Here is a 20,881-nt window from a genome sequence, read left to right on the forward strand (position 1 = left end):
CCATGCCCGCCGCCAGGCGGGCCACGGCTGCAGCATCAGCCCAGGAAACGGCCCGCGCCGTTGAGCACCCCGAGATCGATGAAGCGCGAGCCCACATAGGGCGACTGGCCGCTGTAATCGACCACAAAACCGCCCATGTCCCAGTTGCGGATACCCGCCAGCGCCGTGCGCAGCTTGGCGCGGCTGGGGTCCGAGCCCGCGCGCTCCAGGCCCTCGGCCAGCACGCGCATGTTGACGTAGGCCTCCAGGCTGCCCAGCGTGAAGTCCTGCTGGCCCTTGGTGCGCATGGCGGCCTGGTAGTCGCGCACCAGTTGCGTCTTGGCGCGGTTGGGGTCGGGCATGACCATGGTCACGGCAATGCCACTGCCCGCATCGCCCAGCTGCTTGAGGCCGTCGCTGGTCAGCGTCACGCTCACACCGGCCATCAGCACGCCTGGCACGGTTTTCTTGATGCCACGCACCAGCTCCACCGAGGCCGCGCCCGCCGTGGCCAACAGCACGGCGGCGGGGCGGGCCTCGGCCACCTTGGCCAGCACGTCGGCCAGGTTCTTGCCGTCGGTGGCCAGCGCGGCCTGCACGGTGGGTTGGATGTTCTGCTCGGCCAGCGAGCGCGTGGCGTCTTCCAGCATCTCGCGGCCGTAGCCGTTGTCCAGGTACACCACGCCGATGCCCTTGAGCCCCATGCCCGCCAGGCGCTGCACCAGGCGGCGCACTTCGTCGGTGTAGCTGGCGCGCACATGGAACACGTTGCGCCCGCCCTTGCGCAGCGACGACGCGCCCGTGAGCGGCGCCACGTAAGGGATGCCCGCCTCTTCGATCAGCGGCAGGATGGCCGTGTTGTTGGGTGTGCCCACGCACGACAGCAGCGCAAAGGCGCTGCCCTGGCCGATCATCTGCTTGACGTTGTCGGTGGTGCGCTGGGGCACGTAGCCGTCGTCCACCATGTTGAACTGCAGGGTGCGGCCATGCACGCCGCCGCGGCCGTTGATGTGCGCAAGCGCCGCTTCGGCACCCTGCTTGATGTCCTGCCCAAAACCCGCCAGCGGGCCGCTGAGCGCGGCCGAGCAGCCGATGGTCAGCGTCTTGCCGGTGATGCCGCCCTCTTGCGCCCAGGCGTTGCGCATGAAGACAGGGGCAGCCAATGCGGCTGTGGTGTGGGAGGCAAGGGTGACAAACTGGCGACGCTGCATGATAGGAAACCGACTCCGGGAAAAAGCACAATGCACAACCCGGGCGTGCCGGTGAGACACTCACTGCACGCTGACCCGGCAAGCCGCCGACCCCCGGGGGAACCCGGCATTCTATGGAGCCGAAGCGCCGCGCAGTAGTGTGCCGCCTCTACCCCGCCCCCTTTTTGAGATCACCATGCCCATCTGGAAAAAGCCCATCGATCTGGCCCTGCTGAAGGCCGCCAACCGCAACACCGCCGTAGAGCACCTGGGCATCGAATTTGTCGAGGTGGGTGACGACTTTCTGCGCGCCCGGGTGCCGGTGGACCACCGCACCGTCCAGCCTTTTGGCCTGCTGCACGGCGGCGTCAGCGTGGTGCTGGCCGAGTCCATGGGCTCCACCGGCGCCTACTACACCCTGCCCGAGGGCTACCGCGCCGTGGGCCTGGACATCAACGCCAACCACCTGCGCTCTGCCACCAGCGGCTGGGTGACCGGCACAGCCAAGCCTGTGCACATCGGCCGCACCACGCATGTGTGGCACATCGATCTGCACAACGAAGCGGGCGAGCTGACCTGTGTGTCGCGGCTGACGATGGCGATCCTCGCACCCCGGTAGAGGACTTCCCCCTGAGCGGCTGCGCCGCTTCCCCCTTCTCTCTACGCGCTACGCGCTCCGGGAAGGGGGACACCGCCAGCGCGGCGGGGCGGCCCTTGCGCGGCGGTCCTGGCCTGGGGCGCGCCGGTTTCAAACGGCTGGTGGAAATTTGAGTGAAATTGGCCGCCACCGCGCTACCACCATGCCTTGATAGCTATCTATTCAGTAGCATTCTGCTGCGCCAGGCGCTCGCTTTTCCAGTACACATCGTCGCCGCCGTCCATGCGATTGAGCACGCGGGCGAGCACGAACATCAGGTCGGAGAGGCGGTTGAGGTACTGGCGCGGGGCGTCGTTCAGGGCCTCTTCGTTGCCCAGGGCGACCACGGCGCGTTCGGCGCGGCGGGCCACGGTGCGGCAGATGTGGGTCTGAGATGCGGCGCGGGTGCCTGCGGGCAGGATGAACTCCTGCAGGCGCGGCAGTGCGGCATTGTGGTGTGACAGGGCGTCGTCCAGTGCCAGCACCGCATCGGCCTTGAGCAGTTCAAAGCCCGGAATCGACAGCTCGCCGCCCAGGTTGAACAGCTGGTGCTGCACCTCGACCAGCAGCGTGCGGACGTCATCGGGCATGGGCTCGCACAGCAGCAGGCCGATGTGGGAATTGAGTTCATCCACATCCCCCATGGCGTGGATGCGCAAGCTGTTCTTGGAAACGCGCTGGTTGTTGCCCAGGCCGGTGGTGCCTGCGTCGCCCGTGCGCGTGGCGATCTGTGAAAGTCGGTTGCCCATGGCGGTGCCTTGCTGAAAACGTAGAAAAAGAAGGAGACGTGTGATTCTCCGCCAGCCGCCCCACATGGCTGCGGCGCAACGTCTTGGCACATCCCCGCCACACAACAACACAAAGCGGGCCCGCACCGTTACATGGCGCAGGCAAATGTTGGCCCAGGCAACAGCAGGCAAGAGTGCTGGCGTGCCGGGCACGGCTGCGGTGCAATGAAACCCTGTTCAACTTCGAAGGAGCTTCGCTTCCCATGAAAGCACTGCAACGACGCACTTATTCGTTCGACACCCGCAGCGTGATGCTTTTTGCGGCCCTCTCCCTGGGCGGCATGGGTGCATTGCATGCGCAGACTGCCGCGTCTTCCAGCCAAGCCGCGCCCTATTCCTATGGCCCCGGCACAGGCAACCCATCCAGGGCTGCAACCGACGCCTTCAACCACGCCGACACCGACAAGGACGGCAAGCTGAGCGAAAAAGAAGCGGCCCGACTGCCAGCCATCAGCCAGCGCTTCAAGGAACTCGACACCGACAAGAACGGAACGCTGTCCACGACCGAATTCGAGAAGGGCATGCACTCTTGATCGATCCATGTTCGCCGGGGCCATGACCGCCAAGCCTGCTTCCGGCGAATCTCCATCCACGTACTTCACAGGCCCTTCCCGGGATTCAACTCCCGCGAAGGGCTGGGCACATGCACGGTGCCCATCAAACCCGAAGTCACTCAATCGTGCAGCGACGACAAAAACTGCTGCAGCTCCGGCGTCTGCGGGTTGCCAAACAGCGCGGCCGGCGTGCCCTGCTCGTGCACCCGCCCCTGGTGCATGAAGATCACGCGGTCACCCACCTTGCGGGCAAATGCCATTTCGTGCGTGACCATCATCAGCGTCATGCCTTCTTGCGCCAGCGACTCGACCACACGCAGCACCTCGCCCACCAGCTCGGGGTCCAGCGCCGAGGTGATCTCGTCGCACAGCAACACCTGCGGCTCCATGGCCAGCGCGCGTGCAATAGCCACGCGCTGCTGCTGGCCGCCCGAGAGCTGGTCGGGCATGGCATCAAACTTTTCAGCCAGGCCAACGCGTTCGAGCAGTTTGCGCGCCTGCGTCTCCGCCGTCTTGGCATCACGCGCCTTCACCAGCGTGGGGGCGAGCATGATGTTGCGGCCCACGCTGAGGTGCGGAAACAGGTTGAAGCTCTGGAAGATCATGCCCACCTGCTGGCGCAGCTCGCGCATGGCCGTGGGGCTGTCGTGCAGCAGCTTCTTGCCGTTGACGCTGAGCGCGCCTTCCTGGAATTCCTCCAGGCCATTCACACAGCGCAGCAGCGTGCTCTTGCCCGAGCCGCTTTTGCCGATGATGGCAATCACCTCGCCGCGCTGCACCTTGAGGTCGATGCCCTTGAGCACTTCGTTGCTGCCATAGGACTTGCGCAGGGCGGTGATGTCCACGATGGGCGGCTCGCCCACCACGATGCCGTCGTGCGCGGGGGCCAGGGTGGTATCAGCGGCGGTTGCCATGGAGTTTCCTTTCAAGGGACTGCGCCACCAGGCTCACCGGGAAGCACAAAACAAAATACAGCAGCGCCACGCAGGCGTAGACGAGGAAGGGCTTGTAGGTGGCGTTGGAAATCATGCTGCCCGCCTTGGTCAGCTCGACAAAGCCAATCACCGAGGCCAGCGCCGTGCCCTTGATCACCTGCACCAGAAAACCCACCGTGGGCGGCACCGCAATGCGCAGTGCCTGCGGCAGCACCACGTGGCGCAGCTGCTCACCAAAGTTGAATGCCAGGCTCTGCGCGGCCTCCCACTGGCCCTTGGGGATGGAGGCCACACAGCCGCGCCAGATCTCGGTGAGGTAGGCGCTGGTGTAGAGCGTGAGCGCCACAGCGGCCGCCGTCCACGGCGATGTCTTGATGCCAAAGAGCGCAATGCCGAAATACGCCAGGAACAGCTGCATGAGCAGCGGCGTGCCCTGGAACACCTGTACATAGGCGCCCACCGCGCGGTCCACGCCACGCACTTTGGACAGGCGCAGCACCAGCAGCAGCAGGCCTACCAGACCGCCACCGATGAAGGCGATGAGAGACAGGGATACCGTCCAGCGCGCTGCCAGCAGCAGGTTGCGCAGGATGTCCCACAGAGAGAACTCGACCATGGCGGCTTACCTCCCGACCAGGAAACGTGCACCCACCCACATCAACAGGCGGCGGGTGAGCATGGACAGCACCAGGTACACCGCCGTGGCCAGGATGAAGGCCTCGAACGCGCGGAAGGTGTTGCTGGAGATCAGGTTGGCGGCATAGCTCAGCTCGGGCGTGGAGATCTGCCCACACACGGCCGAGCCCAGCATCACGATGATGATCTGGCTGACCATGGCGGGCCACACCTTCTGCAGCGCGGGGGGCAGCACCACACGCCGGAAGGTCTGGCCCGGCGTGAGCGCCAGGCTGTGCGCGGCTTCGATCTGGCCACGCGGCGTGGCCTCGATACCGGCGCGGATGATCTCGGCCGAGTACGCGCCCAGGTTGATCACCATGGCCAGCACCGACGCAAACTCGGGCGAGAGCTTGAGCCCCAGCGCGGGCAGGCCAAAGAACAGGAAGAACAGCTGCACGATGAAGGGCGTGTTGCGCACCAGCTCCACATAGCTGGCCACGGCCCAGCGCAGCGCGGTAGGCCGGTGGCCCAGGTTGCGCGCACGCGCCCAGGCGCAGGCCGTGCCCAGCAGCAGGCCCAGCCCAGTGCCCACGATGGTGAGGCCAATGGTCCAGACCACGCCGCGCACCAGCAGCGGCCAGGCAGACAGCACGGCGGAGAAATCAAGTTGGATCAGCATGGTGCTTCTCGTTGTGTGCAGCAGTGGTCAGCTGCCTTGGGTGGCCTTGCCGCAATCCCACCACCCGTTCGGGCTGAGCCCTGTCGAAGCCAGGGCGCGGTCGGGGTGGGGCTTCGACAAGCTCAGCCTGAACGGTGGGGTGTGTCGGCGCCGGGTCCGATCACAGCGGCAGGTCACCCGCAGGGCGGCCCAGCCACTTGCTGGACAGCTTGTCGATGTCGCCGGACTTGCGCGCCTCGGCAATGATCTCGTTCACGCGCAGGCGCAGCTTGTCTTCGCCCTTGGCCACGCCGATGAAGTTGGGGCTGTCCTTGAGCAGCAGCTTGTATTCGGTGGCCAGGTTGGGGTTCTTGACCATGATGGTGCCCGCCGTCGATGCGCTGGTCGCAATGGCCTGCGTCTGGCCCGACACGAAGGCTGCGATGCTGGCGGCGTGGTCTTCAAAGCGCTTCACGTCCACGCCGGGGGGCGCGACCTTGGCCAGCTCCTGGTCTTCCATCGCGCCGCGCGTGACGGCCACCGTCTTGCCCGCCAGGTCGGCAAAGCTCTTGATGTTCAGGCTCTTGCTCGCGAACACGGCCTGGAAGAACGGTGCGTAGGCGGCGGTGAAGTCGATCACCTTCTCGCGCTCGGGGTTCTTGCCCAGCGTGGAGATCACGAGGTCGGCCTTCTGCGTCTGCAGGTAGGGGATGCGGTTGGCGCTGGTCACGGGGATCAGCTCCACCTTCACGCCCAGCTTGGCGCCGATGTAGTTGGCCATCTCCACGTCCAGGCCCTGGGGCTTGAGGTCCGTGCCGACAAAGCCGTAGGGCGGGTAGTCGGTGGGGATGGCGATCTTGATTTCCTTGGCCTTGAGGATGTTGTCCAGCGCGTTCTGCGCGTGGGCGGCAGGCGCCATCAAGGCCGCTGCGAGGCCGGTGGCGGCGAGCACGCCCAGGGTCAGGCGGCGGGTGGACGAGGTGACGGTGCGGACGGTGGTCATAGCAGGGCTCCTAGGTAGGTGGATGCGTCGGCAGGTGCGTCTGGGTCAGACGCTGGGGGGGTGGAACTCTTGGCGGCTCGGGGCTTGCGCGGGCGGACCGGTGGGGTGGCCTGTGCAGGGCTCTTGCGCACCGGCGCGAGCGCATCGCGCAGCCCGGCCAGCGGGTCGCTGCTGGCCTGCAGGCGCAGGGCCGATTGCACGGTGCCGATGTGTTCGGACATGAGCGCTTCGGCGCGGGCAATGTCGCCCGCCTCCAGCGCCTCGACGATGCGCACATGGTCGGCGCAGCTCTGCGCCGCATCGTGCGACGACTGGTAGAGCATGGCGATGAGCGTGGTGCGCGCCGTGAAGTCGCGCAGCGTGTCGGCCAGCAGGCTGTTGCCCAGGCATTCGGCCAGGCACACATGGAAGTCGCCCAGCAGAAAGCTGCGCATGCCCACATCGGTGCCCGCCAGCGCGGCCTTTTCGCGTTGCAGATGGCTTTTGAGCTGGCGCAGCGCGGCCTTGTCCACCACCTTGAGCTGGTGCAGCAGGCCCAGTTCGATCACGCGGCGCGCTTCGAAGGCCTCGCGCGCTTCGTCTTGCGATGGCTCGATCACATACCAGCCGCGCCGGGCGCTGACGGTGACGATGCCCCGCGTGGCCAGCCGCGTGAGCGCCTCGCGCACGATGGTGCGGCTGCAGTCGAACAGCATGGCCAGCTGCTGCTCGCCCAGGCGGGAGCCGGGCGCGAGCTTTTGCGCCATCACGGCTTCGATGATGCGGTTGCTGATCTCGGTGGCGGTGGTCATTGCCTGCGGTGACGCAGGTTCCGTGCCAACTGGTATACAAGCTGAATGCACCAGTCTGGCGCACGGATGCTGTGCACCGGGCGGTTCACTGGCACCACGGACACGCCACTTTGCATGCAAGTGGTGCGCGCACATCACAAGCGGTGCACGCGCGTGCCCGAAAAGTTGGAAGGGAATAGAGAGAGAGAAGAACGAGAAAGAAGGCTGGGCACCCGGCTACGCCAGCCCCGCAAGGCGCAGCAGCCAGGGCAGCAGCAATCCGCCACCCACCGCCACCAGCACTGCCGGATGCCACCACGGCCAGCGCACCGTGCGGCGGTGGCCCAGCGTGCCTTCCACCACCGCCTGGCCCGCCAGCAGCACCAGCCACACCAGCAACAGCACCGCGCCCGGGTTGGCAGCCCAGGCGGCCGCCCAGTCGCCCTGGACCAGGGCCGCACACGCATGTGTGCCGCCACACAGCGGGCAGGGCATGCCCGTCAGCGCGCGAAACCCGCAGCCCAGGCCCAGCCCGCCCTGCCCCAGCCACCAGGGCGTGGCGGCCATGGCCAGCGGCCAGCCCAGGCCGAACGCCAGCCGCAGCCGCCGAGCGTTCCCGTCCAGCGGCTGCCAGGCGGGCGATCTGCTCACCGGCACCACTACAGGCCCGGGGTCAGAGGGGAGGGAGCGCCACCGGTTCATCGCCCACCAGCTGGCGCGCCATGTAGTAAGAGCCGATGGTGGACAGCGGCAGCGTCAGCAGCGCGCCCACGCCGCAGAGCAAAAAGCCCAGAGAACCCACGATGCCCAGCACCAGTGAACAGAAAAACGCCGAGCCCAGGTTCTTCGTCACGATGCTCCAGGCCTGGTTGAAGGCGGCCACACCATCGCGCTCGCCGCGCGCCACGAGGAACAGCGCCACCGGCGGCAGGGCCATGACCAGCAGACCGGGAATGAAACACAGCATGAAGCCCAGCGACACCACCAGTGAGCTGATGAGCCCGGCCACAAACGCGGGCACAAAATCGTCAAAACCCCGGAAGATGTCGCCGATCTGCACCGCCTCACCGCGCGTCTCGCGCTCGATCATGCGCATGTAGCCCACCACCATGGGCCCGGCCAGCAGCCCCGCGCTGATGCTGGCCACCACCATCACCAGCAAGGTGCACACCACATGGGTGATGGCGTTGTTCTTGAAGGTGCCCCAGGCACCCGACAGGCAATCCCCCACATTGGCTGAAGCCATGGCAACCCCCTCTGTTTGAAGTCTCAGCAAGACGCGAAACCAGTGTAGCGAGCCGCCGCGCAGGCATCTACCTCTGCAGCGACCTCGGCGGCTACTTTGTCAGAGAAGACCGTCCCACAGCGAGAACCGCGCAGGCTCCGGGTGGGGCGCACACGCAGGCGACGCCACGCCGAACCGCTGAACCAGCGGTTGCACGCCCGCGTACGGCGCCCATCCGGGGTCGCCCCATTGTGCAAACGCCACCCAGCCCTGGTGCATGGTCGCAGCCAGCGCGGTGGGTGGCCTGGGCCCTGTCAGTTCCTGCCCCGTGGCGGTGTGGAGGTTGCCGAAAACAAACGGCAGCTCTACCCCATGCGCCGCCCCCAGGCGCCCCCGCCACTGCGGCGAAGGCCAGGCGAATTCGTAGGCATGGGCACTGCGGGCCCAGCGGCTGGCCAGCGCTGCAATGCGCTGGGCGGGCACGCGGTAGTAAAAGTCGGACTGCAGGGCACACAGCAGCTCGCCGGGCGTTGGGGGGGTGGGCGGCAAGGTGGTGCGCAGGGCCTGCACCGCGTCCGCGCCCAAACCCACCTCCTGCGCAAAAGCCAGCACCTGCGCCTCGGTCACGCGGTCCATCGCGCCGCCCGGCACGTGGTACAGGCGCATCTCCTCAGCATTGCTGCCCACCAGCACCTGCAGGTCTGGCGGGTGCGCCGCCCACTGCTGCGCCAGCGCCTGCAGCGGCGGCGCAACAAGCACCTGCCCGTCCACCACGGGCCGCAGGGGAAAGAAGTTGCGGATGCCCAGGCCGTGTTGCTGCCGCAGGGCCGGGTCTGCCGCGAGGCGGTGCACCGCGTGCAGCACGGCTGGCCGGGCTGCTGCACCCAGCGCAGCCAGGGAAGGCGCCACCCCCACCAGTGCAGCCACAGCGCGGCGTGCAGCGGCGGCCTCTTGCAGGGTCTGGCAGGCCACGCTCGGGCTCTGCAAGATGGCGCGCAACAAGAGCCCACGCGATGCGGGCATGCCCAGCACACAGGCCAGTGCGCCCGCACCGGCCGACTGGCCGAACACCGTGACCTGCGCCGGGTCGCCGCCCCAGGCGGAGATGTGCTCGCGCACCCATTGCAGCGCGGCCAACAGGTCCAGCAGGCCGCGATTGGCGGGCGCTGCGCCGCCCCGCGAACCAGCCTCACCCTCGTCCTCGAAATGCAGAAATCCATCGATGCCCAAGCGGTACTGCAGCGACACAAACACCACGCCCTGGCGCGCAAACGACGCCCCGTCGTACAGCGGCTCGCTGGCCGCGCCGCGAAAGAAGCCGCCGCCATGCACCCACACCATCACGGGCAGGCAGGCGCCGGGCTCCGCAGGCGGGGCCCATACGTTGACGGCCAGGCAATCGTCGCCCCCCAGCATGGACGCATCCGCACGCGCGGTGCGGGGCAGCTGCGGTGCCATCGGCGCAAACTCGGTGGCATTACGCACGCCAAGCCACGGCGATGCAGGCACCGGCGCCGCAAAGCGCAAAGTGCCGCTCGGCGCCTGCGCATACCGCACACCCCGGAACACGCGCACGCCCTGCTCCCACAGGCCACGCAGCTGCCCGCCGTGGGGCAGCGTGACCTGCGGCGCTGCTGTGCCCACCGTCATTCCGTGGCCAGGCCCAGCTTGTCGATCAGCGGACGCCACACGGCCGCATCGCGGGCCGCCCAGGTGCGGGCATCGCCGGGTGCTGAGTGGGTCAGCGTGACGTTCATCGCTTCCAGGCGGGACTTGTACTGCGCATCACCACCCCGGCATTTTTCGGTGACGGTATTGAGCCGGTTCAACAGCTCGGGCGGCGTGCCTGCCTTGGCCACCACCGCGATCCACGCAGGCCGCGCCAGGTCGCTGGCGGCGGGCAGGGCTTCGGCGATGGTGGGCACATCGGGCAGCAGCGCCGAACGCTGCGCACCAAACAGCGCCAGCGGCACCAGCTTGCCCGCCTTGACCTGCGCTGCCGCCGTGCCAATCACCAGCGTCATCGCATGGATCTGCTGGCCCATGAGCGCAGTCAGGCCCGCGCCCTCGCCCACAAAGGGCACATGGGTGCCGGGCACGCCCAGTTTCTCGACGAGCGCAGAGGTCAGCAGGTGCGCTGGGCTGCCCTTGCCCGGCGACCCGAAGTTGATACCGCCCGGCGTGGAGCGCGCCAGCTTCTGCAGATCCGCCAAGCTCGCAATGCCCTGCCCTGCTGGCACGGCCAGCACCAGGGGCGATGTGCCTAGCACGGCCACACCGTCAAAGTCGTGTTGCGGGTCATACGGCGGCTGCTTGTAGACATAGGGCGTGATCGTCATCTGCGACATGCCGATGCTCAGCAGGCTGTAGCCGTCGGCAGGCTGGGACTTGAGGTAGTTGATGGCCAGGATGCCATTGGCCCCGGGCTTGTTCTGCACCACCACGGCCTGGCCCAGCTCGCGCGCGGCGCAGTCGGCCCACACGCGCGTCATCGCGTCCGAGCCGCTGCCGGGCGGTTGCTGGGCGATGAGCTGGATGGGCTTGGCGGGGTAGCCGCCCGGCTGCTGCGCCTGGGCGCCACCGGCCAGACAAGCGAGTGCGGCGAGCGCGACCGTGCGTGAAACGCGCGTAAATGCTGAGGTCATGGTGTGTCTCCTAGTGATTTTTTTCGATGGATGTACGCATTGCGTGGCGTGCAGGCGGGAGATGCCGCACACCACAACAAGCAGACAAATGGGGGATCAGCGGCGGCGTGTGCGCGCCTTTGAAGGCACAACTACGGCTTCGCACCGGGTGGCGATCCAGTCGGCCAGGCAACCCAGCTGCGCCTGCTGGGCGGCATCGGGCGCTGACGCCAGTGCGGGCGCAAACAACTGCAGCATCCCCAGCCCACGCAACGACGACAGCACCAGGCCCAGCAGGCCATCGCGGTCGGGTTCTGCCGCCAGCTCGGGGAAGGCCGTGAAGAAGCCTTCGTGCATGCGCGCCTGCACACTCTGGCGCAGCTCGGCAATGTGGCCCAGCACCTCGGGCTGGTTGCGGCAGCCCAGATAGATGTTCCACGCCACGATGAAGCGCGGCTGGGCATAGACCAGGCGCCACACCGCCTGCACAAACGTTGTTGCTCGCTCGCGCACTGGCAGCGCGGGGCTGGGCCAGAGTTCGCCCGAGCGCACGGTGGACTCGATCAGCTCGCTGAGCACGTTCATCATCAGCACCGCCTTCGACTCGAAGTGATGCTGCACCGCGCCCGAGGTCATGCCCGCCGACTTGGCCAGCTCGTGGATGGACATCTCCTCCAGGCTTCGGTGCTGGATCACGTCGATGGCCGTGGCGATGAGGTGCTGGCGCGTGGCGGCGCTGCGCTCGGCATGGGTGCGGCGCGCCCCGGCCTTGGGGGAAACACGGTGGTTCATGGCGCTTTCACAATATACATTTCGAACGTAATGTATTTATGCGAGCGCCGACCCACAAGCCCGTGAATACCCGCATCCCCGAGCAGGCCCAAGTTGGATCACCGAGAGCCCTTGCACGGGGCCGAACCTAGAATGCTTCTCACTGACCGCACCCACCGGAGACACACACCATGAACGCCCCCACCGCTGCCGCCCACCTGCTGCCCGAAATCAAACTGCGCGATGTGCCCCAGGCCCTCATTGATGCGCTGCAGGCACGCTTCGGCGCGCAGTGCTCGCTGGCCCAGGCCGTGCGCGAGCAGCACGGGCGCGACGAGGGCTCGCTGCAGGCCCCGCCGCCCAGCGCCGTGGTGTTTGCCGAAAGCACGCAGGATGTGGCCGACGCGGTGAAGCTGGCCAGCCAGTACGAAGTGCCCGTGATCCCCTACGGCGCAGGCTCGTCGCTCGAAGGCCATCTGCTGGCCGTGCAGGGCGGCATCAGCATCGACGTGAGCCGCATGAACCAGGTGCTCAGCATCAACGCCGAAGACCTCACGGTGACGGTGCAACCCGGCATCACGCGCAAGGCCTTGAACGAAGCCATCAAGGACACCGGCCTGTTCTTCCCCATCGACCCCGGCGCCGACGCGAGCATCGGCGGCATGTGCGCCACGCGCGCCAGCGGCACCAATGCCGTGCGCTACGGCACCATGCGCGAGAACGTGCTGGCGCTGGAGGTGGTGACCGCCAGCGGCGAAGTCATCCACACCGGCACGCGTGCCAAGAAGAGCAGCGCGGGCTACGACCTGACCCGCCTGATGGTGGGCAGCGAAGGCACGCTGGGCATCATGACCGAGATCACCGTGCGCCTGTACCCGCTGCCCGAAGCCGTGAGCGCCGCCATCTGCTCCTTCCCCAGCATCGAAGCGGCCGTGCGCACCACCATCCAGACCATCCAGATCGGTGTGCCGATTGCGCGCGTGGAACTCATCGACCACCACACCGTGCGCATGGTGAACGCGCACAGCAAGCTGACCCTGCGCGAGGAGCCCATGCTGCTCATGGAGTTCCACGGCTCACCCGCCAGCGTGAAGGAGCAGGCCGAGATGGTGCAGGACATCGCCAGCGAATTCGGCGGCCAGGCCTTTGAATGGGCCAGCACGCCCGAGGAACGCACCCGCCTGTGGACCGCGCGGCACAACGCCTACTTTGCCGCCGTGCAAAGCCGCCCCGGCTGCCGCGCCATCAGCACCGACACCTGCGTGCCCATCAGCCGCCTGGCCGACTGCCTGCTCGAATCGGTGGACGAGGTGGAAGCCAGCGGCATCCCCTACTTCCTCGTCGGCCACGTGGGCGACGGCAACTTCCACTTCGGCTACCTCATCGACCCGAACAGCGCCGAAGAGCGCACCAAGGCCGAAGCCATGAACCACACGCTGGTGGCCCGCGCCCTCAGCATGGGCGGCACCTGCACCGGCGAGCATGGCGTGGGCGTCCACAAGATGGGCTTTTTGCTGGACGAGACCGGTACCGGCGCGGTGGACATGATGCGCGCGATCAAGCGTGCGCTGGACCCGAAGAACATCCTGAACCCGGGGAAGATATTCGCCCTGTGATTGCTATTTAATTGATAGCCATAAACACAATACCATCAGGCGCAAGCGGCCATTTTTTCTTGTATCCCGGTAGCACACTGCCGGCAGCCGGGCGCGCAAGCCCACCTCGCCCGTCCCCGTGGGCCCTGCCCATGCAGGGACGCACACCATGACCACCCCCGAAGCCGTGATTGCTTCGTACCTGGACCACATCCAGGACGAAGCGTTTATCGAAGCAGCCCTGGCGCGCCACGGCGCGGCGGCGCTGGTGGATGCCGCCGTCCGCCTCGTGCGCAGCCCGGAGACGGAGCAGTTCGATGACGCGGTCCTGTTCGTCCGTGACGTCTCCATCGGTCTTTTTCGGCAAGAGATCACGCAGGCATTTCGCGCGCTGCTCCCAGGCTCAGGCCTGTTCGACGCACTCGACCGGTGCCTGCGCGCGCCCGCTTTTCATCTGCGCTCCCAGGCAGCCTACACGTTTGGAAAACTGAGCTACCCCGACAACGCAGACCGTCTTATCCGTGTTCTGGAGGAGCGGCGCGATGCAGACCCACTGCTGCCCCCCCAGCTCCTGTTCGAGATCCGCTGGCTGAAGTGGGACGACGAGGCCCATTGGCGGCGCATCCAGTGGCTCGCCGAAGCGCCCGAGGGTGTCTGCCGATGGGCGGCGCTGCAGGCGATTGAAGACACGACCCCCTGCCCGCCCGGAGGCCCCATCGACGCACTGCTGGCCACTCTGCAGCACGACCGTTTTGACTACCTCCGGGCCGAGGCTACCTGCCTGCGGAACACGTTGAAGCGACAAGCCCTCACACCCCAAGAGCCAATGGCCGCTGAGCACCTGCAAGCGCTGCTACACGGCAATGGACCGGCGGAGCAGGCCGCAGCCGACCACACGCCCATGGCGTTTCGCGACCTTTCCATCCGCTTCTGGCACCACCACTCCGCCGCCGACTACACCCCCGCCGACCTGCTGGCCTTTCTGGCACGGCAGGTGCCATCGCAGGGCGGGAGCACGGTCTGACCACCGAGAACTTGGAAAACAGCGCCCCGATCCAGGAACGGCTTGTATCCTCCTGCTGCCACCCCGTTGTCAGCAACATCGCCTACGCTGTGCCCTGTCCGCAGCCCTCAATCGCACCCCATGGCCACACGCTCTGTCCCCGCATTGCTTGAAGACATCCGCTTCCTCGGCGAAACGCAGTACGCCATCGTGCAGGCCGTGCGCGCCCTGGTGCTGCAGCCGCCGTTTGAAGCGCCCACGGAAGAGGTGAAGTACGGCGGCATTCTGTTTGCCGCGCAGGGGGTGTCGTTCTGCGGCGTGTTCGCCTACCAGGCGCATGTGTCGGTGGAGTTCGGGCAAGGCGCGCGCATCAGCGACCCCTTCGGCCACCTGGAGGGCGCGGGCAAGGGGCGCAGGCACCTGAAGCTGCGCTCCATCGACGACCTGGCGCACAAGCAGCTGGCGCAGTACCTGCCGCTGGCGCTGGCGGCGGCGCAGGAAAACGCTTAGAAGATCGCTGCCCGCCCCTGTTTCATTTTTCGATGCTGGATCGGCGGGCAAAAGTCACGAACTCCGGTGGCGCGGTGCGGACACTAGCCCCCGTGCTGGCATAAGGTGAGCGACCCGGCCCCATCGATTGCTCCGCCTGCCATGCACACTGTCATCCGCCCTCTGGTCTTGCTCATCGCCCTGGCGGGCGGCTTGTTTTTTGGCGCATTGCTCGTGGCGTCGCTGGCCCGGCCCGCATGGGTTGAGCAGACGGCCCGCACCATGATCCGGGTGCAGATCGAGAAAAAGACTGGCGCGCAGATCGCGGCGCTGGATGCGCGCTTTCTCGATGGCAAGGCCCGTGCACTGCTGCGCGAAGGTGAACGCGAGATCGCTGCCGCGCGCAGGGCGCTGACCGATGGCCTGCCCGCTCGCATCGCGGCCATCGCCGCAGAGATGGGCATCCCCGACTGTGAATGCCGCAAACGCCATGCCGAGCGCATGCAACTGCGGCTGGGCAGCCTGCAGCAGATGCAGGCGCAGCTCTCGGACCTCATCCGCACGCAGTACCTGGACACGGCCGACCAGTTGCTGCGCGAGCTGCGCATCTTCAGCGGCGCCAACGCGCTGGCCTTTGCCCTGCTGGGTGTGGCAGCATTGCGCCGCCCGGGCGCCCGCCTGCAACTGCTGCCCGCCACGGCCACGCTGCTGCTGGCCACCCTGGCCACGAGCGGGATGTATCTGTTCGGCCAAGACTGGTTGCACACCATCGTCTTCGGCGACTACATGGGCTGGGCGCTGCTGGGCTACATTGCGCTGGTCTACGCATGGCTGTGCGACCTGCTCTTCAACCGGGCGCAGCTGACAGCGCACCTGCTCAGCAGCGCGGGCGGTGCCGTATCACCGTGCTGACCCACCCACCCCCTCCTTTTTTCCCATGCGCATCGCCTTCGTCTCCGATATCCACGGCAACCTCGCGGCCCTTGAAGCGGTGGCGGCCGACATCAGCCGCCGGGGTGCCGACCTCGTGGTGAACCTGGGCGACAACCTCTCGGGCCCGCTGCTGCCGCGCGAGACGGCGCAATGGCTCATGGCGTCGGACTGGCTCTCGCTGGCGGGCAACCACGAGCGCCAGGTGCTGCAGCTGCGCCCAGGCCATGGCGGTGCATCAGACCAGTACGCGCATGCGCAACTGACTGAAGCGGAATTTGCCTGGATGCGCAGCCTGACCCACACCCTGCGTCTGGACGAAGATGTGCTGCTGTGCCACGGCTCGCCGCGCAGCGACCATGAGTACCTGCTCGAAACGCTGGACGGCGCCACGGTGCGGGCAGCCACCTCCACCGAGATCGACGAGCGCCTGTCAGGGCAATACGCCCCGCTGATTGCTTGTGGCCACACCCATGTGCCGCGCCAGGTGCGTCTGGGGGCAGGCGTCTTGCTGGTTAACCCCGGCAGCGTAGGCCTGCAGGCCTATGGCGACGACCAGCCTGTGGCGCACAAGGTCGAGAACGGCACGCCGGACGCGTGTTACGCCATCGCGGAGCGCACAGCGCAGGGCTGGCAGGTGGCGCACCACCGGGTGCCGTATGACCACGAGCCCATGGCACTGTTGGCGCAAAGGAATGGCAGGCCCGAGTGGGCCCACGCGCTGCGCACGGGCCTCATGCCGGTGTAAGCGCCTGTTCGAAAAAGAACTGCGCGCGGTCAGCCGTGCACCGCGCGGGAATCGGCGGGCGCCTGCGCCCGGTTGTTCAGGCCGTAGTCACGCACCACCGCCGCCACGCGCAGCCGGTAGTCGGCAAACACATGGTCGCGCCCAGCCGCCTGGGTGCTGCGGTGCGCCTCCTGCTGGCGCCAGCGGGCCACGGCCTCCTCGTCGCGCCAGAAGGACAGCGACAGCAGCTTGCCGGGTTCGCTCAAGCTCTCGAAGCGCTCGATGGAAACAAAGCCGTCGATCTGCGCCAGCAGCGGCTTGAGCGCTGCGGCAGCCTCCAGGTAGGCACCACGCTGGCCCGGCGCGGGCGTCACCTCGAAGATCACGGCCATCATGTGGCGGTCCCCTGCGGGTGGGCGGGCAGGCCCAGCGTGCCTTCCACGGCCTGGGTGAAGCTGCGCTCCTCGCGCAGGATGAAGCGTTTCTCCTGTGCCATCGCAAAGTTGGCGCGGCCTTCGGGGTCCGCGCGCAGGCGGGTGCGGTAGGCCTCGTAGGCGGCCAGCGAATCAAAGCCGATCAAACCCCAGGCCTCGTAGTTGCTGCCTTCGTGCGGCAAGAAGTAGCCCAGCAGGTGGCCGCCGCAGCGGGGAATGATCTGGCCCCAGCGGCGCGCGTATTCGGCAAACGCATCGCGTTGGAAGGGGTCGATGTCGTAGCGGATGAAGCAGGTGATCATGGTGTTCCAAAGTCTGGGGTTGGCAAGGGCTTCACGATAGGCCGTTGACGGGCACAGATGGTTCGCCCAAGATCGAACCATGAAAGACGGCCCCCACATCGCGCGCATTGCCGCGCTCATCGGCGACAGCGCGCGTGCCGAAGTCCTCACGGCCCTGATGGCCGACCGCGCGCTCACGGCCACCGAGCTGGCCGACGTGGCGGGCGTGACCAAGCAGACCATCAGCGCCCACCTGGCCAAGCTGCTCGACGCCGGTTTGCTGGCCGTGGAAAGCCAGGGCCGGCACCGCTACTTCCGGCTGGCCGACCGCGACGTGGCGCAGCTGCTGGAGTCGCTGATGAACGTGGCCTTCCGCGCCGGTGCCGTGCGCCTGCGCGCCAGCCCGCGCGAACCGGCCCTGCGGCGTGCCCGTGTGTGCTACGACCACCTGGCGGGCGAGGTGGGCGTGCAGCTGCACGAGGCGCTGCTGCGCCAGGGCTACCTGCACGCCGCCGATGGCGGCTTGGCCGTGACGCCAGCGGGCGCCGAGTGGTTTGCGCACCAGGGCATCGACACCACCGCAGCCGCACGCCAGCGGCGCATGCTGTGCCGCCCCTGCCTGGACTGGAGCGAGCGGCGCCACCACCTGGGCGGCGCCTTGGGCGCGGCACTGCTGCAGCGCCTGCTGGAGCGTGGCTGGGCCCGGCGCGACAAGGATTCGCGGGTGCTGCATTTCTCTGCCGAGGGCGAGCTGGCCCTGCGCGCCTGGCTCGCGCCCGCTGCGGGCGAGGCCGCCAGCAATGAACCACCCCGCCCCCTTGCGGCCCGGGGCCGGTCCGGCCGATGAAAACCTTGGCACTGTTTCTGGCCACCGCCCTGGCCGAGATCGTGGGCTGCTACCTGCCGTGGCTCTGGCTGCGCCAGGGCAAGCCGGTGTGGCTGCTGCTGCCCGCAGCCGCAAGCCTCGCGCTGTTTGCCTGGCTGCTCACGCTGCACGACACCACCGACGCAGGCCGCGTGTATGCGGCCTACGGCGGCGTCTACATCGGTGTGGCGCTGGCCTGGCTCTGGGCGGTGGATGGCATCCGGCCCACGCCGTGGGATGTGGCGGGCGTGCTGGTGGCGCTGGCGGGCATGGCGATCATCATGTTCCAACCCGTGGAGTGAACACCCCCTGAGTCGCCTTCGGCGCCTCCCCCTCGCCTGCGGGAGGGGGGCGCCCCAACGCAAGGGCTGGATACGCCGCCTTCGCGGCGGGGCGGCTCTTGCGCGGGGGCACTGGCCTGCGCCGCGCCAAGCTCGAAGGCTGCGGCGCCCGGGCCTCAATTCACCTTGATGAGGCGCCAGTCGATGCGGTTGTCCGGCCGCTGCACCAGTTCCACGTTTTTCTTCATGGCCCAGGCCAGCATCTGGTTGTGCAGGGGGATGTTGGCCACGGTGTCGTTCTGCAGCTGCAGGCCCTCGGTCAGCAGGCGGTTGCGCACGGGCTGGTCGGTCTCGGTTTTCACGCGGTCCACGATGTAGTCCATGCGTTCGTTGCTGTAGCGGCCCAGGTTGTAGTTGCCGTCACCGCCCGTGGTCTTGGTGCGGGTGAGCGACTGCAGGGTGTACAGCGCGTCGAACGTGGGCACGCCCCAGCTGAGCAGCGCGATGCTGGCCTCGTGCCGCTGGGCCATGGGGTAGTAGGTGACCGAGGGCAGCGTGCGCAGCTTGGCTTTCACGCCCACGCGCGACCACATCGAGGTGATGGCCTGGCACAGCTCCTCGTCCTGGATGATGGCGTTGTTGCTGCAGGCAAAGTCCACCTCAAAGCCGTCCTTGTAGCCCGCCTCAGCAAGCAGCGCCTTGGCGGCGTTGGGGTCGTAGGGCAGGCGTTTGTCTGCGGCGTCCGTCCAGCCGTTGACCAGCGGCGACACCATGGCCCCGGTGGGTTTGGACATGCCGCGCATGGTCACGCGCTGCAGCGTGGCGCTGTCGATGGCCTGGTAGAGCGCCTTGCGCACGCGCAGGTCCTTGAGCGGGTTCTTGCCCTTGACATTGCTGCCCACCAGCTCGTCGCGGAACTGGTCCATGGCGAGGTACACGGTGCGGTTCTCCACCATCTCCATGACCTTGAGGTTGGGGTTGGCCTTGATGCGGGCCAGGTCCTGGATGCTGGTGTCACGCACCATGTCCACCTCGCCCGACAGCAGCGCGGCAATGCGCGTGGCTTCGGACTTGATGGGGGTGAAGGTGATCTCGGTCACATTGCCTTCGGCCTTGCCTGCATTCCACCAGTGGGGGTTGGCCGTGAACACGATCTTCTGGTCGGGCACCCATTCCTTGAGTACAAACGGCCCGGTGCCCATGGCATTGCGGTGGGAGAAGGTTTCGTCCTTGGCCTTGATGTCCTTGGGCTCGACCGAGTTGTGTTTCTCGGCCCAGGCCTTGCTCATCACGCGCAGCTCGGTGAGCTGGTTCAGGATCACCGGGTTGGGGTTCTTCAGGAAGATATCGATGGTCTCGCCGTCCACCTTGGCGATGCGGTCCATGCCCTGGGTGTAGATGGAGTAGGTGGAGGTCCTGCTCATCGCGCGCTGCAGCGAATAGACCACGTCATCGGCCGTCATGGCCGAGCCGTCGCTGAACTTCACGCCCTGGCGCAGCTTCACGCGCAGCTGCGTGGGGCTGACCTGCTGCCACGAGGTGGCCAGCAGCGGCTCGACCTTGAGCGTGCGGCTGTTGAACATGACCAGCGACTCGTACACGGCCGCATGGATGCCGTTGCCCAGGGCGCTGTTCTGCGAATGGATATCCATGCTCTGGATATCGGTGGAGCCTGCCCACTTGAACGGTTTTGCCGACACAGCGGGAGCAACGGTTGCCAGGGCCAGGGTGGCGGCCGCAAGCAGGGAACGCTTGAATTGCATGGCGAAATTTCCTTGATGAAATAGGAGAACCGGCAATATGCAGCAGGAAACAGGCCAGCCCAAGCCCCCACGCGCCATGTGTGGCACGGGCGATGCAAGCCCCGTGTCGGGACCGATTGCGCGCCGGGTGCGGCTGGGATAAAAGGGCTGTGGCAGGCCGGTGCACCGGCTACGGCACTGACCGCACCGGATAGCGCACGCCATCGCGCGCCGTGCCCACCTGCAGCAGGTTGATCACCCCCATCACGTCATCCACCAGCCACACCGCTTTTTCCAGCGCGGCGGCCTGGGCCTGCGACTGCACGCAACCCATCAAGGTGACCAGCCGCCGCTCGCCCAGCACCCACACGCTGGTGTCGTCAAAGCGGCCATCCTGCTGGATGTAGCGCTGCACGCGCGGGATGATCTCGGCGTCGTACAGGTAGGAGTTGGGCAGGCGGCAGCGCCCTACGCGGTGGCAGCTGCCGCCGTGTTGTGATCGCACATGCGCCAGCTCGCGCACCTCGGCCTCGGTGTAGAGCGGGCCTTCGGGCACGGGGCAATGCGGGATGGCGCGGGTGACCTGGACGAAGGGGTCGTTGAAGGCGTTGGTGCGCGCCTGCACAGGAGCGCCCTGCTGGGCGCTGGCCGATGACACAGCAAAAGTGGCCAGCAAAGACAGGAGCGCACCCCGCCACCCGCCCGAATCGACACTGTGCATGCAGAGCCCTTCTCTCCTGGTGAACCGCAGCGCTGCAGCATTCAATTGCTATTAAATAGAT

General features: G+C 67.2%; 25 protein-coding genes. 9 read left to right on the forward strand and 16 right to left on the reverse strand.

From position 1 onward, the window contains the following. Window positions 1-35 precede the first annotated feature (35 nt). Window positions 36-1,190 carry an ABC transporter substrate-binding protein gene (locus tag A1D30_RS18405; protein WP_063462176.1) on the reverse strand — a complete coding sequence of 385 codons (1,155 nt, stop codon included), beginning with the start codon at window positions 1,188-1,190 and terminating at the stop codon, window positions 36-38. A gap of 175 nt (window positions 1,191-1,365) precedes the next feature. Here A1D30_RS18405 and A1D30_RS18410 point away from each other — a divergent pair, with 175 nt between their 5' ends. Beyond that, window positions 1,366-1,788, forward strand: a complete 423-nt coding sequence (locus A1D30_RS18410) for a hotdog fold thioesterase (RefSeq protein ID WP_063462177.1) — start codon at window positions 1,366-1,368, stop codon at window positions 1,786-1,788. A gap of 197 nt (window positions 1,789-1,985) precedes the next feature. Here A1D30_RS18410 and A1D30_RS18415 read toward each other — a convergent pair whose 3' ends face one another. After that, window positions 1,986-2,555: a cob(I)yrinic acid a,c-diamide adenosyltransferase gene (locus A1D30_RS18415; protein ID WP_063462178.1), complete on the reverse strand. Its 570-nt coding sequence runs from the start codon at window positions 2,553-2,555 to the stop codon at window positions 1,986-1,988. Window positions 2,556-2,797: 242 nt separating this feature from the next. Between A1D30_RS18415 and A1D30_RS18420 the strand changes: the two genes are divergently transcribed. Beyond that, window positions 2,798-3,127: an EF-hand domain-containing protein gene (locus A1D30_RS18420; RefSeq protein WP_063462179.1), complete on the forward strand. Its 330-nt coding sequence runs from the start codon at window positions 2,798-2,800 to the stop codon at window positions 3,125-3,127. A 140-nt stretch (window positions 3,128-3,267) separates the two neighbouring features. Here the strand turns inward: A1D30_RS18420 and A1D30_RS18425 are convergent, their stop codons facing one another. The 10 genes from A1D30_RS18425 to A1D30_RS18470 all read right to left on the reverse strand — a co-directional run bounded on the left by A1D30_RS18425 (window position 3,268) and on the right by A1D30_RS18470 (window position 11,773). Further along, entirely contained in the window at window positions 3,268-4,062 is a 795-nt protein-coding gene (locus tag A1D30_RS18425; RefSeq protein ID WP_063462180.1) for an amino acid ABC transporter ATP-binding protein, read from the reverse strand. Beyond that, window positions 4,046-4,699, reverse strand: coding sequence for an amino acid ABC transporter permease (locus A1D30_RS18430; RefSeq protein WP_063462181.1), 654 nt, complete (start codon window positions 4,697-4,699; stop codon window positions 4,046-4,048). Before A1D30_RS18430 ends, A1D30_RS18425 begins: the two co-directional genes overlap by 17 nt. A 6-nt stretch (window positions 4,700-4,705) precedes the next feature. Further along, on the reverse strand, window positions 4,706-5,380 hold the full coding sequence (locus A1D30_RS18435) for an amino acid ABC transporter permease (RefSeq protein WP_063462182.1): 675 nt from the start codon (window positions 5,378-5,380) through the stop codon (window positions 4,706-4,708). 160 nt (window positions 5,381-5,540) lie between these two features. Then, on the reverse strand, window positions 5,541-6,362 hold the full coding sequence (locus tag A1D30_RS18440; RefSeq protein ID WP_063462183.1) for a transporter substrate-binding domain-containing protein: 822 nt from the start codon (window positions 6,360-6,362) through the stop codon (window positions 5,541-5,543). Further along, window positions 6,359-7,153 (reverse strand): GntR family transcriptional regulator, encoded by a 795-nt coding sequence (locus tag A1D30_RS18445; RefSeq protein WP_063462184.1) that lies wholly within the window; start codon window positions 7,151-7,153, stop codon window positions 6,359-6,361. The genes A1D30_RS18440 and A1D30_RS18445 overlap by 4 nt, the downstream gene beginning before the upstream one ends. A gap of 216 nt (window positions 7,154-7,369) precedes the next feature. Then, entirely contained in the window at window positions 7,370-7,783 is a 414-nt protein-coding gene (locus A1D30_RS18450; RefSeq protein WP_242421937.1) for a DUF2752 domain-containing protein, read from the reverse strand. Between the two features lie 22 nt (window positions 7,784-7,805). After that, complete coding sequence (locus tag A1D30_RS18455; RefSeq protein ID WP_063462186.1) at window positions 7,806-8,378, reverse strand: hypothetical protein; 573 nt, start codon at window positions 8,376-8,378, stop codon at window positions 7,806-7,808. A gap of 99 nt (window positions 8,379-8,477) precedes the next feature. After that, window positions 8,478-10,007 (reverse strand): carboxylesterase family protein, encoded by a 1,530-nt coding sequence (locus A1D30_RS18460; protein ID WP_063462187.1) that lies wholly within the window; start codon window positions 10,005-10,007, stop codon window positions 8,478-8,480. Beyond that, window positions 10,004-11,002, reverse strand: coding sequence for a tripartite tricarboxylate transporter substrate binding protein (locus tag A1D30_RS18465; protein ID WP_063462188.1), 999 nt, complete (start codon window positions 11,000-11,002; stop codon window positions 10,004-10,006). Before A1D30_RS18465 ends, A1D30_RS18460 begins: the two co-directional genes overlap by 4 nt. A 96-nt stretch (window positions 11,003-11,098) precedes the next feature. Continuing rightward, window positions 11,099-11,773, reverse strand: coding sequence for a TetR family transcriptional regulator (locus A1D30_RS18470; RefSeq protein WP_063462189.1), 675 nt, complete (start codon window positions 11,771-11,773; stop codon window positions 11,099-11,101). Window positions 11,774-11,943: 170 nt separating this feature from the next. On the opposite strand from A1D30_RS18470, the gene A1D30_RS18475 reads away from it, so the two are divergent. The 5 genes from A1D30_RS18475 (at window position 11,944) to A1D30_RS18495 (ending at window position 16,517) form a co-directional block, all read left to right on the forward strand. Further along, window positions 11,944-13,368, forward strand: coding sequence for an FAD-linked oxidase C-terminal domain-containing protein (locus A1D30_RS18475; protein ID WP_063462190.1), 1,425 nt, complete (start codon window positions 11,944-11,946; stop codon window positions 13,366-13,368). Window positions 13,369-13,516: 148 nt separating this feature from the next. Further along, complete coding sequence (locus A1D30_RS18480; RefSeq protein ID WP_063462191.1) at window positions 13,517-14,371, forward strand: hypothetical protein; 855 nt, start codon at window positions 13,517-13,519, stop codon at window positions 14,369-14,371. Window positions 14,372-14,491: 120 nt separating this feature from the next. Continuing rightward, window positions 14,492-14,860 carry a DUF1801 domain-containing protein gene (locus A1D30_RS18485; RefSeq protein ID WP_063462192.1) on the forward strand — a complete coding sequence of 123 codons (369 nt, stop codon included), beginning with the start codon at window positions 14,492-14,494 and terminating at the stop codon, window positions 14,858-14,860. A 141-nt stretch (window positions 14,861-15,001) separates the two neighbouring features. Next, a complete protein-coding gene (locus tag A1D30_RS18490; RefSeq protein ID WP_063462193.1) occupies window positions 15,002-15,751 on the forward strand; it encodes a hypothetical protein in 750 nt (249 codons plus the stop codon). Window positions 15,752-15,776: 25 nt separating this feature from the next. Continuing rightward, window positions 15,777-16,517 carry a metallophosphoesterase family protein gene (locus A1D30_RS18495; RefSeq protein ID WP_063462194.1) on the forward strand — a complete coding sequence of 247 codons (741 nt, stop codon included), beginning with the start codon at window positions 15,777-15,779 and terminating at the stop codon, window positions 16,515-16,517. 29 nt (window positions 16,518-16,546) lie between these two features. Here the strand turns inward: A1D30_RS18495 and A1D30_RS18500 are convergent, their stop codons facing one another. Then, window positions 16,547-16,891, reverse strand: coding sequence for an antibiotic biosynthesis monooxygenase (locus tag A1D30_RS18500; protein ID WP_063462195.1), 345 nt, complete (start codon window positions 16,889-16,891; stop codon window positions 16,547-16,549). Then, the gene (locus A1D30_RS18505) at window positions 16,888-17,232 is read right to left on the reverse strand and encodes an NIPSNAP family protein (RefSeq protein WP_063462196.1); all 345 of its coding nucleotides are present in this window, start codon (window positions 17,230-17,232) and stop codon (window positions 16,888-16,890) included. Before A1D30_RS18505 ends, A1D30_RS18500 begins: the two co-directional genes overlap by 4 nt. A gap of 79 nt (window positions 17,233-17,311) precedes the next feature. Between A1D30_RS18505 and A1D30_RS18510 the strand changes: the two genes are divergently transcribed. Together A1D30_RS18510 and A1D30_RS18515 are read left to right on the forward strand one after the other, a co-directional pair. Then, the gene (locus tag A1D30_RS18510) at window positions 17,312-18,058 is read left to right on the forward strand and encodes a helix-turn-helix domain-containing protein (protein WP_063462197.1); all 747 of its coding nucleotides are present in this window, start codon (window positions 17,312-17,314) and stop codon (window positions 18,056-18,058) included. Further along, window positions 18,055-18,378, forward strand: coding sequence for a YnfA family protein (locus A1D30_RS18515; protein ID WP_063462198.1), 324 nt, complete (start codon window positions 18,055-18,057; stop codon window positions 18,376-18,378). The genes A1D30_RS18510 and A1D30_RS18515 overlap by 4 nt, the downstream gene beginning before the upstream one ends. A gap of 155 nt (window positions 18,379-18,533) precedes the next feature. Here A1D30_RS18515 and A1D30_RS18520 read toward each other — a convergent pair whose 3' ends face one another. Both A1D30_RS18520 and A1D30_RS18525 read right to left on the reverse strand, forming a co-directional pair. Next, window positions 18,534-20,120 (reverse strand): ABC transporter substrate-binding protein, encoded by a 1,587-nt coding sequence (locus tag A1D30_RS18520; RefSeq protein WP_063462199.1) that lies wholly within the window; start codon window positions 20,118-20,120, stop codon window positions 18,534-18,536. A gap of 169 nt (window positions 20,121-20,289) precedes the next feature. Further along, entirely contained in the window at window positions 20,290-20,820 is a 531-nt protein-coding gene (locus tag A1D30_RS18525; protein ID WP_063462200.1) for a BON domain-containing protein, read from the reverse strand. Window positions 20,821-20,881: the final 61 nt, after the last annotated feature.

It is taken from the genome of Acidovorax sp. GW101-3H11, from assembly GCF_001633105.1.
Classification (GTDB): domain Bacteria; phylum Pseudomonadota; class Gammaproteobacteria; order Burkholderiales; family Burkholderiaceae_C; genus Acidovorax.

Bases quoted from the DNA above. Each gene is read 5' to 3' on its own strand.
- A1D30_RS18405 (WP_063462176.1), bottom strand. From the start codon at position 1,190: ATGCAGCGTCGCCAGTTTGTCACCCTTGCCTCCCACACCACAGCCGCA.
- A1D30_RS18410 (WP_063462177.1), top strand. From the start codon at position 1,366: ATGCCCATCTGGAAAAAGCCCATCGATCTGGCCCTGCTGAAGGCCGCC.
- A1D30_RS18415 (WP_063462178.1), bottom strand. From the start codon at position 2,555: ATGGGCAACCGACTTTCACAGATCGCCACGCGCACGGGCGACGCAGGC.
- A1D30_RS18420 (WP_063462179.1), top strand. From the start codon at position 2,798: ATGAAAGCACTGCAACGACGCACTTATTCGTTCGACACCCGCAGCGTG.
- A1D30_RS18425 (WP_063462180.1), bottom strand. From the start codon at position 4,062: ATGGCAACCGCCGCTGATACCACCCTGGCCCCCGCGCACGACGGCATC.
- A1D30_RS18430 (WP_063462181.1), bottom strand. From the start codon at position 4,699: ATGGTCGAGTTCTCTCTGTGGGACATCCTGCGCAACCTGCTGCTGGCA.
- A1D30_RS18435 (WP_063462182.1), bottom strand. From the start codon at position 5,380: ATGCTGATCCAACTTGATTTCTCCGCCGTGCTGTCTGCCTGGCCGCTG.
- A1D30_RS18440 (WP_063462183.1), bottom strand. From the start codon at position 6,362: ATGACCACCGTCCGCACCGTCACCTCGTCCACCCGCCGCCTGACCCTG.
- A1D30_RS18445 (WP_063462184.1), bottom strand. From the start codon at position 7,153: ATGACCACCGCCACCGAGATCAGCAACCGCATCATCGAAGCCGTGATG.
- A1D30_RS18455 (WP_063462186.1), bottom strand. From the start codon at position 8,378: ATGGCTTCAGCCAATGTGGGGGATTGCCTGTCGGGTGCCTGGGGCACC.
- A1D30_RS18460 (WP_063462187.1), bottom strand. From the start codon at position 10,007: ATGACGGTGGGCACAGCAGCGCCGCAGGTCACGCTGCCCCACGGCGGG.
- A1D30_RS18465 (WP_063462188.1), bottom strand. From the start codon at position 11,002: ATGACCTCAGCATTTACGCGCGTTTCACGCACGGTCGCGCTCGCCGCA.
- A1D30_RS18470 (WP_063462189.1), bottom strand. From the start codon at position 11,773: ATGAACCACCGTGTTTCCCCCAAGGCCGGGGCGCGCCGCACCCATGCC.
- A1D30_RS18475 (WP_063462190.1), top strand. From the start codon at position 11,944: ATGAACGCCCCCACCGCTGCCGCCCACCTGCTGCCCGAAATCAAACTG.
- A1D30_RS18480 (WP_063462191.1), top strand. From the start codon at position 13,517: ATGACCACCCCCGAAGCCGTGATTGCTTCGTACCTGGACCACATCCAG.
- A1D30_RS18485 (WP_063462192.1), top strand. From the start codon at position 14,492: ATGGCCACACGCTCTGTCCCCGCATTGCTTGAAGACATCCGCTTCCTC.
- A1D30_RS18490 (WP_063462193.1), top strand. From the start codon at position 15,002: ATGCACACTGTCATCCGCCCTCTGGTCTTGCTCATCGCCCTGGCGGGC.
- A1D30_RS18495 (WP_063462194.1), top strand. From the start codon at position 15,777: ATGCGCATCGCCTTCGTCTCCGATATCCACGGCAACCTCGCGGCCCTT.
- A1D30_RS18500 (WP_063462195.1), bottom strand. From the start codon at position 16,891: ATGATGGCCGTGATCTTCGAGGTGACGCCCGCGCCGGGCCAGCGTGGT.
- A1D30_RS18505 (WP_063462196.1), bottom strand. From the start codon at position 17,232: ATGATCACCTGCTTCATCCGCTACGACATCGACCCCTTCCAACGCGAT.
- A1D30_RS18510 (WP_063462197.1), top strand. From the start codon at position 17,312: ATGAAAGACGGCCCCCACATCGCGCGCATTGCCGCGCTCATCGGCGAC.
- A1D30_RS18515 (WP_063462198.1), top strand. From the start codon at position 18,055: ATGAAAACCTTGGCACTGTTTCTGGCCACCGCCCTGGCCGAGATCGTG.
- A1D30_RS18520 (WP_063462199.1), bottom strand. From the start codon at position 20,120: ATGCAATTCAAGCGTTCCCTGCTTGCGGCCGCCACCCTGGCCCTGGCA.
- A1D30_RS18525 (WP_063462200.1), bottom strand. From the start codon at position 20,820: ATGCACAGTGTCGATTCGGGCGGGTGGCGGGGTGCGCTCCTGTCTTTG.